Origin of the sequence: Kitasatospora sp. NPDC051984 (assembly GCF_044593455.1) — a bacterium.
In the GTDB taxonomy this organism is placed as follows: Bacteria; Actinomycetota; Actinomycetes; order Streptomycetales; family Streptomycetaceae; genus Kitasatospora.
Genome location: NZ_JBIUCB010000004.1, coordinates 341,172 through 354,262 on the forward strand (window position 1 = coordinate 341,172; position 13,091 = coordinate 354,262).

A 13,091-nucleotide genomic window follows, 5' to 3' on the forward strand; every position below is an offset into this window, starting at 1 on the left:
TAAGATGAGAATGGTTGTCATGAAGATTCGCCGCCTGTCGACCTCGATAGCCTTCGCCGCCACGGCCACGGTCGGCGCACTCCTACTCTCCGCCTGCGGTGGCACCAGCAGCGCGGCCGGCAAGGACGGCGGAAAGCTGAACGTGGTGGCGTCCTTCTACCCGATGGAATTCCTGGCCCGGCAGATCGGCGGCGAGCACGTCAAGGTCACCGACCTGACCGCCGCCGGCGTCGAGCCGCACGACCTGGAGCTCACGGCCAAGCAGGTCGCGGCGGTGCAGCGGGCCGACACGGTGATCTACCTCAAGGGCCTGCAGCCGACCGTGGACAAGGCGGTGGCGCAGACCCACCCCAAGCACGTGGTGGACGCCACCGCCGCCTCCCCCCTGGTGGACCACCACCTGGACGAGGGCACCACCGAGCCCGACGGCCACGGCGCCGAGCACGACCACGAGCACACCGATGCCGCCGGCGACCCGCACATCTGGCTGGACCCGACCCGGTACGCGGCGGTCGCGAAGAGCGTCGGCGCCGAACTCGCCGAGGTCGACCCGGCGAACGCGGCCGAGTACCAGCGCAACACCGACACTCTGGTCGCCCAACTGGCCACCCTGGACCAGGAGTTCCGGGACGGTCTGCAGAACGTCAAGACCAAGACCTTCATCACCAGCCACGCCGCGTTCGGCTACCTCGCCGACCACTACGGCCTGAACCAGGTGGCGATCAACGGCGTCGACCCGGAGGCCGAGCCCACCCCGTCCCGGCTGGCCGCGATCCAGCGTGCCGCAAAGGACAACGGCGCGACCACCGTGTTCTTCGAGGCCCTGGTCAGTCCCAAGCTGGCCAACACCGTGGCCTCCGACCTCGGGCTGAAGACCGCCGTCCTCGACCCCCTGGAGGGGGTCAAGGATCAGGCCGAGAACGACTACTTCTCCGTCATGCGGCAGAACCTCGACAACCTGAAGGCCGCCCTCGGGGCGAGCTGATCAGCCCGCCCCGACCACCGGGCCCGACCGCTCAGGCCGACCGGATCCACTCACCCGACCGGATCCACCCACCCGAACCACCCACCCGACCCGAACCAACCGGCACGAGCCGAGCGAGGAACACCATGAGTACTGTCATCTCCACGGCAGACTCCGACCGGCTGCGGCCGTCCTCCGGTGAGGACTCCGGGCCGGCGGTCGTCAGCCTCCGGGGCGCGGTCGCCACTGTCGGTGGACGGCCGGTGCTGCGCGGTGTCGATCTCACCGTCCGGCCGGGCGAGGTGGTGGCGCTGCTGGGCGCGAACGGGTCCGGCAAGTCCACCACCGTGAAGAGCGTCATCGGGTCGGTGCCGCTGGAGCAGGGCAGCCTGGAGCTGTTCGGGCGGCCGCTGCGCAAGTTCCGGGCCTGGCACCGGATCGGGTACGTGCCGCAGCGCACCACCGCGGCCGGCGGCGTGCCGGCCACGGTGCGCGAGGTGGTCTCCACCGGGCGGCTGCCGCAGCACGGGCTGCTGCCGTTCCGCCGCAAGGACCGCGCCGCGGTGGACCGGGCGCTGACCTCCGTCGGCATGCTGGACCGGGCCGGTGACGGTGTGACCAACCTGTCCGGCGGGCAGCACCAGCGGGTGCTGATCGCCCGCGCCCTGGTCGGCCTGCCCGACCTGCTGATCATGGACGAGCCGATGGCCGGCGTCGACGTGGACAGCCAGCAGGTGCTCGCCGACATCCTGCGCAGCGAGGTGGAGCGCGGCTGCGCGGTGCTCCTGGTGCTGCACGAACTCGGGCCGCTGGAGCCGCTGATCGACCGGGCCGTGGTGCTGCGCGACGGCTGCGTCGCGCACGACGGGCCGCCGCCCCGCGGCGTCGGCCAGCACGCCCTGCCCGGCCACGACCACGTCCACCCGCACGCCGACGACCACCACCACCGCACCACCCAGGGGCTGCTGGCATGATCGAGATGTTCCAACCCGACTTCATGCAGCGGGCGTTCCTGGCCGCCGTGCTGGTCGGCATCACCGCCCCCTCGGTCGGCATCTACCTGGTGCAGCGGCGCCAGGCGCTGATGGGCGACGGCATCGGACACGTCGCGCTGACCGGTGTCGGCCTCGGCTTCCTGTTCCAGGCCAACCCGATCTGGATGGCCGTGCTGGTCTGCGTCCTCGGCGCGATCGTGATGGAACTGGTCCGCGCGCGCGGCAACCAGCGCGGTGACATCGCGCTGGCGATGCTGTTCTACGGCGGCATGGCCGGCGGCAAGCTGCTGGTCTCGATGAGCAGCCAGGCCGGTTCCGGCAGCCTGGAGAGCTACCTGTGGGGCTCGATCCTCACCGTCTCCCCCGGCGACCTGGCGGTGATCGGCGGGCTGGCGGCGGTCGTCGTCGCGGTCACCGCCGGTCTGCGCCGTCAGCTGTTCGCGGTCTGCCAGGACGAGGAGTTCGCCCGGGTCACCGGCCTGCCGGTGCGGGTGCTCAACCTGCTGCTGGCAGTGATGGCCGCGGTCACCGTGACGGTCGCCATGCGGGTGGTCGGCCTGCTGCTGGTCAGCGCGCTGATGGTGGTCCCGGTCGCGGCGGCCCAGCAGCTGACCCGATCCTTCGCGGCCACCCAGGCCGCCGCGGTGAGCGTCGGCGTGGTGACGGCCCTGCTCGGCGTCGGTACCTCGTACCAGGCCGACCTGCCGTCCGGCCCCACCATCGTGATCCTGGCGATCCTGGCCTTCGCCCTGTTCAGCGCGATCGCCGCGCCGTTGGCCAAGCGCCGCCACCGGGCCGCCACCGAACACGGCCCGGCGGTCTGCGACGTCGTCCTGCCCGGCCAAAACCCGAACGGCCAGGACCCGAACGCCCAGGGCCCGAACGGGGACGACGCGGCGGAAGCCCCGCTGCCGAAGGCCCCGCTGTCGGGGGAGACGCTGTCAAGTCGGGGGCTGGCACAATGATGTGCGAAACCCAGCCGATCAGCAGGAGGACCCCGGTGACCACCGCAGGCCCGTCGCCGCGCGCGCGATCGACTCGGCAGCGCACCGCCGTCTCAGCGGTCCTGGACGAGGTCGAGGATTTCCGCAGCGCGCAGGAACTGCACGACATGCTCAAGCACCGGGGCGACTCGGTGGGTCTGACCACCGTCTACCGGACGCTCCAGTCCCTCGCCGAGGCCGGTGAGGTGGACGTGCTGCGCACCGCCGAGGGCGAGGCCGTCTACCGCCGGTGCAGCAGCGGGCACCACCACCACCTGGTGTGCCGGCACTGCGGGGCGACCGTCGAGGTCGAGGGTCCGGCGGTCGAGCGCTGGGCCAACTCGGTCGCCGCCGAGCACGGGTTCAGCGACATCGCGCACACCCTGGAGATCTTCGGCACCTGCGGCGAATGCGCCGCGAAGCAGCAACTCTCGTAACAGCAGCTCCCCCAGCAGCACTTCGGGCCACCCGGCCCGCCGCACGCACGAGGCCCGGATCGGAACCGTCCGATCCGGGCCTCGGCGTCAGCGTCAACCTCGCGTCACCGCTGCGGCGGCACCTCGGCCCCGCCGGCGGGGTCGTTGGGGATGGCCCCGCCGAAGCGGCGGTCGCGGCGGGCGTACTGCTCGCAGGCGCGCCACAGGTCGCGGCGGTCGAAGTCGGGCCAGAGCACGTCCTGGAACACCAGCTCGGCGTACGCGGACTGCCAGGCCAGGAAGTTGGAGGTGCGCTGCTCGCCGCTGGGGCGCAGGAACAGGTCCACGTCCGGCATGTCGGGGTAGTACAGGTACTTCGCGAACAGCTTCTCGTTGACCTTCTCCGGGTTGAGCTTCCCGGCGGCCACGTCGCGGGCGATGGCGAGGGCGGCGTCGGCGATCTCGGCCCGGCCGCCGTAGTTGACGCAGAAGTACAGCGTCATGGCGTCGTTGTTCTTGGTCTGCTCCTGGGCGACCTGGAGTTCCTGGACGACGCTCTTCCACATCTTCGGCATCCGGCCGACCCAGCGGATCCGGATGCCCATGGCGTCCATCTCGTCGCGGCGGCGGCGGATCACGTCCCGGTTGAAGTTCATCAGGAACTTCACCTCGTCCGGGGAGCGCTTCCAGTTCTCGGTGGAGAAGGCGTACAGCGAGAGGTTCTTGACGCCGATCTCCAGGCAGCCGCGCAGCACGTCGAGGACGACGCCCTCGCCGACCTTGTGGCCCTCGGTGCGGGGCAGGCCGCGCTCCTTGGCCCAGCGTCCGTTGCCGTCCATGACGCAGGCAACGTGGTTGGGGACCAGCTCGGCCGGGATCTTCGGCGGCTTGGCGCCGCTGGGGTGCGGGGCCGGGACTTCGTACGTCCGCTGCTTGCTGCCGAACAGGCGTCGCGCGACCATGTTCACTTCTCCACGTATCTCATCGAGCGGATGCCCCGCTCCAGGTGCCACTGCAGGTAGGCGGCCACCAGCCCGCTGCCCTCGCGCCAGTACCGCGGCTCGCAGGCGTCGGCGGTCTGCCAGTCCCCGGACAGCAGCGCGCCGAGCAGTACCAGTGTCTCAGGGGAGGGTACGGCACTTCCGGGTACCCGGCAGTCGCCGCACAGCACTCCGCCGGCCTGGAGGGAGAAGAACCGGTTGGGGCCGGGGAGTCCGCAGCGGGCGCAGTCGGTGAAGCTCGCCCCGTAGCCGTTGACGGCGAGCGAGCGCAGCAGGAAGGCGTCCAGCACCAGGTGCGACTGGTGGGTGCCGCCGGCCAGTGTGCGCAGGCCGCCGACCAGCAGCAGGTACTGCTGGACGGCGGGTTGGCCCTCGTTCTCGGCGAAGCGTTCGGCGGTCTCCAGCATCGCGGTGCCGGCGGTGTAGCGGGTGTAGTCGTCGACGATCCGGGCGCCGTAGGGGGCGAGCGTCTCCACCTGGGTGCACAGCGGCAGGGTGCGGCCGACCAGGTCGCTGCCGCGGCTGAAGAACTGGATGTCGACGTGCGAGAACGGCTCGAGGCGCGCGCCGAACTTCGACTTGGTCCGGCGTACGCCGCGCGCCACCGCCCGGACCTTGCCGTGCTGGCGGGTCAGGAAGGTGATGATCCGATCGGCCTCGCCGAGCTTCTGGGTGCGCAGCACGATGCCGTCGTCGCGGAAGAGACTCATGGTGGTTCCCATTGTCCCGTACCCCACCGACAGCCCGGCGGCGGCGAACAGCGGCGAACAGCGGTGAACAGCGGTGAATGCGGCGGACGACGGCAGCGGGCGGCGGCGCGCAGCCGTGAACCCGCACCGGGGCGGTGGGGCTTTCACCCGTGCGGTGCGGGACACGGCGGGCCCGGGAGGGGGAGTTCGGGCCCGGCTCGGGAAGAACGGCGAAAAACGTCAGTGCGGGGCGCGGGTGGCGGCCTCCAGCAGCCGGTCGACCTGCGCGGTGGTGAGGTCGAGGCAGTGGCCCACCACACCGAGCGCGGCGCGCTCCTGCGGGAGGTAGCGGCCGTCGGCGAGGGCGACCATCGCGCCGAGGGTGACCAGGCGTTCGCGGCCCTGGACGAGCAGGTGCGGGGCGAGCGGTTCGAGTGCGGCGTGCAGTTCGACGGCCAGTCCGCCGCCTTCGACGTCCACGTCGAGGGGTTCGCCACCGCTGTGTCCGGAGAGCGCGGCAAGCGCGGCCAGTACCTGGGCCTCGCCGCAGTCCTCGAAGCCGGCTTCCTTGATGACGGTGCAGGCGGCTTCGCGTCCGCTGCGGCTGCCGGTGCCGCCGGCGGCGAGCGCGGCCAGGGCGATGGTGTACTGGGCGTCGCGGAGCATCGCGCCGAGCCGGACCGAGGTCAACTCCTCCAGCGTGTCGGTGCTGTGGCGGCCGCGGCAGGAGGTGCACTGGACGCTGCGGACCACGCCGCCGAGCGGCAGGACCGGGGTGCCGAACAACCGCAGCCACCGCCGGCCGTGCTGCCGACGGTAGTTGCGGTCCCCACCGCAGCCCGGGCAGAAGAATTCACCGAGAACGTCCGTCCGCCAACGAGGGCGGACACCCCACAACCCTGTCACGGCGCCACTCCCCAGACATGGCAGGCGGCCTGCACATCAATGGGCAGGTCACGCGACCGGACGCCACGGCCGTCCCACCGACCCCGGTTCCGGTCCGTCGATGTTGCCACGGTTACCGGCTCGTGTCAGCACCCTGAACGGGTGCCGAGGGGAAAATTTGTGACCGGGGACACACGCCAAAGGCATGGCCCCGCACGTTACTTGACGGTACGTCGGGAACCGGCCGCGCGGTACGTCGGACACCGCTCGATCGGCACGTCGGACACCGGCCGAACGCCACATCGAGCACCGGCCGAGCGGTACGTCGGACACCGCTCGATCGGCACGTCGGACACCGGCCGAACGCCACGTCGGGCACCGGCCGGGCGGGCCGCCGGAGAGCGGCCCGCCGTCCCGCGTCAGCCGCGCTGCGCGGCCCGGTTGACGGCGCTGACCAGAGCCTTCAGCGAGGCCAGCACGGTGTTGCCGTCGATGCCCACGCCCCACAGCACCTTGTCGCCCACGGCGCACTCGACGTACGCGGCGGCCTGCGCGTCGCCGCCCTCGCTCAGCGCGTGCTCGGCGTAGTCCAGCACGCGTACGTCGATGCCGATCGAGCCCAGCGCGTTGACGAAGGCGGAGACCGGGCCGTTGCCTGTGCCGGTCAGCGTGGCGGGGGTGCCGTCGACGACCGCCTCGGTGGTCAGCGCGTCGCGGCCGTCCTCGGTGGTCAGGCTGCGCGAGCCGCTCAGCGAGATCCGGCCCCACGGGTTGGCGGGGGTGGGCAGGTACTCGTCCTGGAAGACCGCCCAGATGTCGCCGGGGGTGACCTCGCCGCCCTCGGCGTCGGTCTTGGCCTGGATGATCTTCGAGAACTCGATCTGCATCCGGCGCGGCAGGTCCAGCTTGTGGTCGTTCTTCAGCACGTAGGCGATGCCGCCCTTGCCGGACTGCGAGTTGACCCGGATGACCGCCTCGTAGCTGCGGCCGACGTCCTTGGGGTCGATCGGCAGGTAGGGCACACCCCAGGTGTAGTCACCGACCGGGACGCCGGCCGCGGCGGCGTCGGCCTCCAGGGCGTCGAAGCCCTTCTTGATGGCGTCCTGGTGCGAGCCGGAGAAGGAGGTGAAGACCAGGTCACCGGCGTAGGGGTGGCGCTCGGGCACCGGCATCTGGTTGCAGTACTCGGCGGTGCGGCGGATCTCGTCGATGTCGGAGAAGTCGATCATCGGGTCGACGCCCTGGGAGAACAGGTTCATCCCGACGTTGACCAGGTCCAGGTTGCCGGTGCGCTCGCCCTGGCCGAACAGGCATCCCTCGACCCGGTCGGCGCCGGCCATGATGGCCAGTTCGGCGGAGGCGACGCCGGTGCCGCGGTCGTTGTGCGGGTGCGCGGACACGCAGACGAACTCGCGGCGCGACAGGTGGCGCGACATCCACTCGATCTTGTCGGCGTAGACGTTCGGGGTGGACCGCTCGACGGTGGTCGGCAGGTTCAGGATGATCTCGCGGCCCTCGCCGGGCTGCCAGACGTCCATCACCGCCTCGCAGACCTCCAGCGCGTAGTCCAGCTCGGTGTCGATGAAGATCTCCGGCGAGTACTCGTAACCGAAGACGGTCTCGTCGCCCAGGATCTTCTCGGCGTACTCCATCACCAGCCGGGTGCCGTCCGTCGCGATGGCCTTGATCTCGTCCTTGCCCGCCTTGAACACCACCCGGCGGAACATCGGCGAGGTGGCGTTGTACAGGTGGACGGTGGCCCGGGGCGCGCCCTTCAGCGACTCGACGGTCCGCTCGATCAGGTCCTCGCGGGCCTGGGTCAGCACCGAGATGGTGACGTCCTCGGGGATCGCGTTCTCTTCGATCAGCGAGCGGACGAAGTTGAAGTCGGTGGCGCCGGAGGACGGGAAGCCGACCTCGATCTCCTTGTAGCCCAGCTGCACCAGCAGGTCGAACATCTTGCGCTTGCGGGCCGGCGACATCGGGTCGATCAGCGCCTGGTTGCCGTCGCGCAGGTCGGTGGACAGCCAGCGCGGGGCCTGGGTGATCACCTTGCTCGGCCAGGTGCGGTCCGGCAGGTCCACGGTGCCGAAGGGTACGTATCGCTGGAACGGCATCCCCGAGGTCTTCTGCTGCACGGTCGCGGCGGTGATCGGGGTCGGACGGTCGACGAACGCGCGGGCGACGGAGGACTGTTCGGTCATGGCTGGGGCTCTCGGCTTCCCTTGTCGAAGGCGGTCTGCGGTCGGGGGACACACACCCGACTCGGCCGACTGGATGCACCGCCGCGGATCACGCTGGGCGCAACACGACTCCCCGCGGCGAGGGGGCCGGCCTTCACTGGACTACAGGCCCTCGCCGCGGCAGCTAAGAAGAAGCAGCCGGATACGCATGATGCCGTCACTGTAACCCGGGCGGCGACCCGGCCGCAGTGAGCCCCGCCACGATCCCAACCAGTGAGACGGCCTCCCGCCGCTGGGCGGGTGCGGCAAGTTGGCGAAAGCCTCGGCAAACCCGTTCGCCGCCCTGCACACTGGCATCCATGCGTATCCAGGTCACCCGCACCGGCGGGTTCGCCGGCCTGCTCCGGTATGCCGAGATGGACACCGAGGAGCGCCCGGACGCCCCGCACGTGCACGCGCTGGCCCGCGAGGCGATGGCCGGCGGGCTGCGCGCGCCCGCGTACGGCGTGCCCGACGGCTTCCACTACGAGATCACCGTCGACGGCCGCACCGTGCACTGCGCCGACCCCAAACTGTCCGACTCCCAGCGCGAGTTGGTCAGTCTGGTGCTCCGCGAAGGCGCCTGACGGCCACCGCCCGGGCCGCTCAGATCCAGCCGTCCAGCGAGGCCAGGAACCCGGCCGGGTCGTCCCGGTGGATGCAGTGCCCGGCGCCCGGGACGGTGCGCACCTCGAAGCCGCGGCGGCGCAGCTCGGCAGCCTCCTCGGGCGACACCAGGACGCTCGGGTCGGCGAGTTGGACCAGCGAGGGGACGGCCGGGGGCCCCGGCAGCACGGAGAGTTCGGGGTGCGCCCACAGGCCGATCGCGGTGTCGCTGTCCCAGGCGGCGAGGCCGGCCAGCTCGGCGTCCACGTCCTCGTCGGCCCAGTCGGGGTGCATGGTGGTGATGAACTTCCGGGTGCCGAAGCGCTTGAAGTCGACGAACGGCTCCGGGCCGATCCCGGGCCGGTCGTAGACGAACGCGGGGTCGCTGTAGACGGCCCGGTCGGGCTTGAGCCGGTCCAGGGCGCGCCACAGCGCGAGCGCGCCCATCGAGTGGCCGATGGCCAGCGCGGCCCCGGAGGGCAGCGTGTCGACGAGGTCCTCGGCGAACTGCTCGGGGCCGTACCGGTCGGCGGGGGTGGCGCCCTCACCGGCCGGTGAGGCGCCGTGGCCGCGCAGGTCCACGCCGATCACCCGGTAGCCGCGCTCGGCGAGGGCGGGGCCGATCACCCGCCAGGTGTGGTGGTTGGACTGGAGGCCGTGGATCAGCAGGGCGGTCCGGTCGCCCCCGCCCCACTCGTGGGTGTGCAGTTTCACGACCGGGCCGCCCCTGTCCGCCTGTTCGATGCTCCGTCAGAAGCCGAGCTTACGCAGCTGCTTGGGGTCGCGCTGCCAGTCCTTGGCGACCTTGACGTGCAGGTCGAGGTAGACCGGGGTGCCGAGCAGCGCCTCGATCTGCTTGCGGGCGGTGGTGCCGACGTGCTTGAGCCGGGAGCCCTTGGCACCGATCACGATGGCCTTCTGGCTCTGCCGCTCGATGTACACGTTGGCGTGGATGTCCAGCAGCGGACGGTCGGCGGGCCGGTCCTCGCGCGGGATCATCTCCTCGACCACCACGGCCAGCGAGTGCGGCAGTTCGTCGCGCACGCCTTCCAGCGCCGCCTCGCGGATCAGCTCGGCGACCATGATCTGCTCGGGCTCGTCGGTGAGGTCGCCGTCCGGGTAGAGCGGCATGCCCTCGGGCAGCAGCTTGGTCAGCAGGTCCGCGACCAGCTCCACCTGCTTGTCACCGACCGCCGAGACGGGAATGATCTCGGCCCACTCGATGCCGAGTTCGGCGCCCAGCTGGTGGACGGCGATCAGCTGCTCGGCGAGCCGCTTGGAGTCCACCAGGTCGGTCTTGGTGACCAGTGCCACCTTCGGGGTGGACTTCTTGATCTCGGCGAGTTCCTTGGCGATGAACTTGTCGCCGGGGCCGAGCTTCTGGTCGGCGGGCACGCAGAAGCCGATCACGTCGACCTCCGCCCAGGTGGTGCGGACCAGGTCGTTGAGGCGCTCGCCGAGCAACGTGCGGGGCTTGTGCAGCCCGGGGGTGTCCACCAGCACGAGCTGGGCGTCGGGGCGGTGCACGATGCCGCGCACGGTGTGCCGGGTGGTCTGGGGACGGTCGGAGGTGATCGCGACCTTCGTCCCGACCAGGGCGTTGGTCAGGGTCGACTTGCCCGCGTTGGGACGGCCGACGAAGCACGCGAACCCGGAGCGGTACGGGGAGGAAGGGGCATTCATGGCACCCATTGTCCCCGATCGGCCGGGCCGACCCGGCCAGTGGGGGTTTCAGCCCGCCTTCTTCTTCCCGCCGCCCATGATGCCGCCGACCAGAACCAGTGCCAGCAGCACCAGGGTGCCGGCCAGCCACCACACGGAGCCGGTCTCGTGCCAGCGGCCGAAGCCCATGACGCACAGCAGCAGTCCGCAGAAGAACGCGGCGATCCCCATGACCCCTCCCCCGCCGGGAAATCCCTCGGCCGGGGCGATTATCGCACCGGCCGAGGGATTGTCGAGGGGCGTACTCAGCGCCTCACCGCGCCTCGGCGGCCACCTTCAGCGTCCCGTCCGGCCCGGCCAGCAGCACCGGCGTGCCGGCCCCGCCCAGGTCCCGCACCGCCGCCAGGTCGTCCGCCGCCGGCTCGTCCGCCGCGGAGACCACGGCCGCCGCCTCCAGGCTCTTCGCCCCGCTGGCCACCGCCATCGCCACCGCCGTCTGCAGGGCGCTCAGCTTCAGCGACTCCAGCGCGACCGTCCCGGCCACGTAGGTGCGGCCGGTCTCGTCGCGGACCGCGGCGCCCTCGGCCACGCCGTTGCGGGCGCGGGCCGAGCGGGCCAGCGTGATGATCTTCTTGTCCTCGGGGTCCAGCTCGGAAATCTCGGTCATGGCCCGAGCATAGGTCGCCCACCGGCGCACCGGCCCGGGCGTCCGACCCTCGGCCATTCACCGGCTCAACCCTTGAACAGGACCCCTCCGAACAGCCGCCCCTCGCCGGAGGCTCAGTCCTTGAGCAGCGCACCCTCCCCCGCCGGCACGAACTCCGCCAGCGCGGCGTCGATCCGGGCCAGCACGGCCTCGTCCAGCACCAGTTCGGCGGCGGCCTGGTTCTCCGCGATGTGCGCGGGGGTGCGGCTGCCCGGGATCGGCACCACGTGCTCGTCCTGCCGCAGCAGCCAGGCCAGCGCCAACTGGCCGGGGGTGACGCCCAGTTCGGCGGCGATCGCGCGCACCGGGGCGTACCGGTCGTTGTTCGCGGCCAGGTTCTCGGCGGAGAACCGGGCGATGTTCTGCCGGAAGTCACCCTCGGAGACCTGCTGCACGGTGCCGGTCAGGAAGCCGCCACCGAGCGGGCTCCAGGCCACCACGCCGACGCCCAGTTCACGGGTGACGGCCAGCAGCTCCGGGTCGATCGGCTGCCACATCGACCACTGCACCTGCACCGCCGCCACCGGGTGCACCGCGTGCGCGGCGCGCAGCTGCGCGGCCGTCACGTTGGAGAGCCCGAGGTGCCGCACCTTGCCGTCGGCGATCAGTTCGGCGACCGCGCCGACGGTGTCCTCGAACGGCACCTGCGGGTCCGGGAAGTGCGGGTAGTACAGGTCGATCACATCGGTGCCGAGGTTGCGCAGCGACTGCTCCGCGTAGCCGCGCACGTACTTGGGCTCGCAGTTCACCGCGATCTCCTCGAAGGCGAAGTGCACCGGGAAGCGGTGCGCCTCGGCGCCCTCCGGGATCCGGAGGCCGAACTTGGTGGCCAGCACCACCTCGTCGCGCCGGCCGCGCAGGGCCCGGCCGATCAGTTCCTCGTTGTGTCCGCGGCCGTAGCCGTCCGCGGTGTCGATGAGCCGGGCGCCGGCGTCGATCGCGGCGTGCAGCGCGCCCTGGCCGCGCGCCTCGTCGATCTCGCCGTACACGCCGGGTGAGAGCACCATCGCCCCGAACCCGATCGGCGAACTGGCCAGCGCCCCGAGCATGCGCTCCGTCATGTGCCTCTTCCCCTCCAAGCCGACCGCGGCCCAACGGATCTGACGATCCGTCGGGCCAAGTGCGGTTCACTCTATGACGGAACGATCAGTGCCCGGTCGGGTTCGGCGGCCCCGGACGCAGAACCTTCACCAGCACCGGCGGGCCGTCGGGCCGCTCGGCGTCGTGCTCGTGCCGCCGCTTCCAGTACGGGTTGTCCTGCGGCAGGTGGCTGCTGACCCGGCCGTACATGCCGAAGGTCAGGATCACGAAGCCGAAGACGAAGCTGAAGACGACGTTGCCGATGTGGAAGGCGAGCCGGTTGGCGCTGGAGTCCAGCACCATCAGGCCGACGAAGCCGGCCAGCACGAACAGCACGCCCATGATCATGTTGAGGTCGGAGGCGAAGTTTCCGCCGATGATCGCACCCAGGATCAGGATTCCGCCGGCCACCAGCGACAGCACGCTCAGCGCGCCGTTGCTGGACATGCCCAGCACCTGCTTGCCCGTGGTGTCGATGAAGCCGGGGGTGCCGCCGGTGAGCCCGAGGATGCCGAACACCACCAGGAACACTCCGCCCAGCCCGGCGCCGTAGCGGTACACCTGGCCCAGCCGGTGGTCGACCGGGAGTTCGTCGTGGAGTCTCATCGGGTCCTCCCCGCATGGTCGGACCGGAGGAACGGCACTTCGTGCAGGTACAGCGACCCGCACTGCTGGCAGCAGTGCAGCCCGGTGCCCCAGGCCTCCTCCGGCTTGCTCTCGGCGTCCGAGGCGATCTCGGCGCCGCACATGCCGTACGAGAGGTCGGTGTCACGGACCACATGCCACCTGGCCACCCCGCCGGCCGGCCCGGTGGGGCCGTATTCCGCGCGCAGTAGATGTGCCATGTCTCCCATGGTCGGCACGCCGAGGGCGGTCAGGCAA

At 71.2% G+C, this 13,091-nt stretch carries 16 protein-coding genes; 5 read left to right on the top strand and 11 right to left on the bottom strand.

Translation table 11 applies throughout. The features are described 5' to 3' along the window. Positions 1-19: 19 nt before the first annotated feature. From ACIHEI_RS10800 to ACIHEI_RS10815, 4 genes are all read left to right on the top strand, one after another. Positions 20-985: a metal ABC transporter substrate-binding protein gene (locus ACIHEI_RS10800; RefSeq protein ID WP_392947366.1), complete on the top strand. Its 966-nt coding sequence runs from the start codon at positions 20-22 to the stop codon at positions 983-985. A 125-nt stretch (positions 986-1,110) separates the two neighbouring features. Continuing rightward, a complete protein-coding gene (locus ACIHEI_RS10805) occupies positions 1,111-1,938 on the top strand; it encodes a metal ABC transporter ATP-binding protein (RefSeq protein WP_387643161.1) in 828 nt (275 codons plus the stop codon). Then, positions 1,938-2,924 (top strand): metal ABC transporter permease, encoded by a 987-nt coding sequence (locus tag ACIHEI_RS10810; RefSeq protein ID WP_396606428.1) that lies wholly within the window; start codon positions 1,938-1,940, stop codon positions 2,922-2,924. The genes ACIHEI_RS10805 and ACIHEI_RS10810 overlap by 1 nt, the downstream gene beginning before the upstream one ends. A 35-nt stretch (positions 2,925-2,959) precedes the next feature. Beyond that, complete coding sequence (locus ACIHEI_RS10815) at positions 2,960-3,379, top strand: Fur family transcriptional regulator (protein WP_396606377.1); 420 nt, start codon at positions 2,960-2,962, stop codon at positions 3,377-3,379. A gap of 104 nt (positions 3,380-3,483) precedes the next feature. Here the strand turns inward: ACIHEI_RS10815 and ACIHEI_RS10820 are convergent, their stop codons facing one another. The 4 genes from ACIHEI_RS10820 to leuA all read right to left on the bottom strand — a co-directional run bounded on the left by ACIHEI_RS10820 (position 3,484) and on the right by leuA (position 8,137). Continuing rightward, positions 3,484-4,320 carry an isoprenyl transferase gene (locus ACIHEI_RS10820; RefSeq protein ID WP_387643159.1) on the bottom strand — a complete coding sequence of 279 codons (837 nt, stop codon included), beginning with the start codon at positions 4,318-4,320 and terminating at the stop codon, positions 3,484-3,486. Between the two features lie 2 nt (positions 4,321-4,322). Further along, positions 4,323-5,069 carry a DNA repair protein RecO gene (gene recO / locus ACIHEI_RS10825; protein ID WP_387643158.1) on the bottom strand — a complete coding sequence of 249 codons (747 nt, stop codon included), beginning with the start codon at positions 5,067-5,069 and terminating at the stop codon, positions 4,323-4,325. A gap of 219 nt (positions 5,070-5,288) precedes the next feature. Beyond that, positions 5,289-5,834, bottom strand: coding sequence for a TerB family tellurite resistance protein (locus tag ACIHEI_RS10830; RefSeq protein WP_387643157.1), 546 nt, complete (start codon positions 5,832-5,834; stop codon positions 5,289-5,291). A gap of 518 nt (positions 5,835-6,352) precedes the next feature. Beyond that, entirely contained in the window at positions 6,353-8,137 is a 1,785-nt protein-coding gene (gene leuA, locus ACIHEI_RS10835; protein ID WP_396606378.1) for a 2-isopropylmalate synthase, read from the bottom strand. 338 nt (positions 8,138-8,475) lie between these two features. Between leuA and ACIHEI_RS10840 the strand changes: the two genes are divergently transcribed. Then, positions 8,476-8,742 carry a protealysin inhibitor emfourin gene (locus tag ACIHEI_RS10840; protein ID WP_387643155.1) on the top strand — a complete coding sequence of 89 codons (267 nt, stop codon included), beginning with the start codon at positions 8,476-8,478 and terminating at the stop codon, positions 8,740-8,742. 19 nt (positions 8,743-8,761) lie between these two features. Here ACIHEI_RS10840 and ACIHEI_RS10845 read toward each other — a convergent pair whose 3' ends face one another. The 7 genes from ACIHEI_RS10845 to ACIHEI_RS10875 form a co-directional block, all read right to left on the bottom strand. After that, positions 8,762-9,475, bottom strand: a complete 714-nt coding sequence (locus ACIHEI_RS10845; RefSeq protein WP_387861490.1) for an alpha/beta fold hydrolase — start codon at positions 9,473-9,475, stop codon at positions 8,762-8,764. 36 nt (positions 9,476-9,511) lie between these two features. Then, entirely contained in the window at positions 9,512-10,444 is a 933-nt protein-coding gene (gene era, locus ACIHEI_RS10850) for a GTPase Era (protein WP_396606379.1), read from the bottom strand. 48 nt (positions 10,445-10,492) lie between these two features. Further along, complete coding sequence (locus ACIHEI_RS10855) at positions 10,493-10,654, bottom strand: hypothetical protein (RefSeq protein WP_387643152.1); 162 nt, start codon at positions 10,652-10,654, stop codon at positions 10,493-10,495. Between the two features lie 82 nt (positions 10,655-10,736). Then, on the bottom strand, positions 10,737-11,090 hold the full coding sequence (locus ACIHEI_RS10860) for a cytidine deaminase (RefSeq protein WP_387643151.1): 354 nt from the start codon (positions 11,088-11,090) through the stop codon (positions 10,737-10,739). Between the two features lie 113 nt (positions 11,091-11,203). Further along, on the bottom strand, positions 11,204-12,190 hold the full coding sequence (locus ACIHEI_RS10865) for an aldo/keto reductase (RefSeq protein ID WP_396606380.1): 987 nt from the start codon (positions 12,188-12,190) through the stop codon (positions 11,204-11,206). A gap of 85 nt (positions 12,191-12,275) precedes the next feature. Next, complete coding sequence (locus tag ACIHEI_RS10870; protein WP_387643149.1) at positions 12,276-12,815, bottom strand: DUF4383 domain-containing protein; 540 nt, start codon at positions 12,813-12,815, stop codon at positions 12,276-12,278. Continuing rightward, positions 12,812-13,054: a hypothetical protein gene (locus tag ACIHEI_RS10875; protein ID WP_392947351.1), complete on the bottom strand. Its 243-nt coding sequence runs from the start codon at positions 13,052-13,054 to the stop codon at positions 12,812-12,814. The genes ACIHEI_RS10870 and ACIHEI_RS10875 overlap by 4 nt, the downstream gene beginning before the upstream one ends. Positions 13,055-13,091 lie beyond the last annotated feature (37 nt).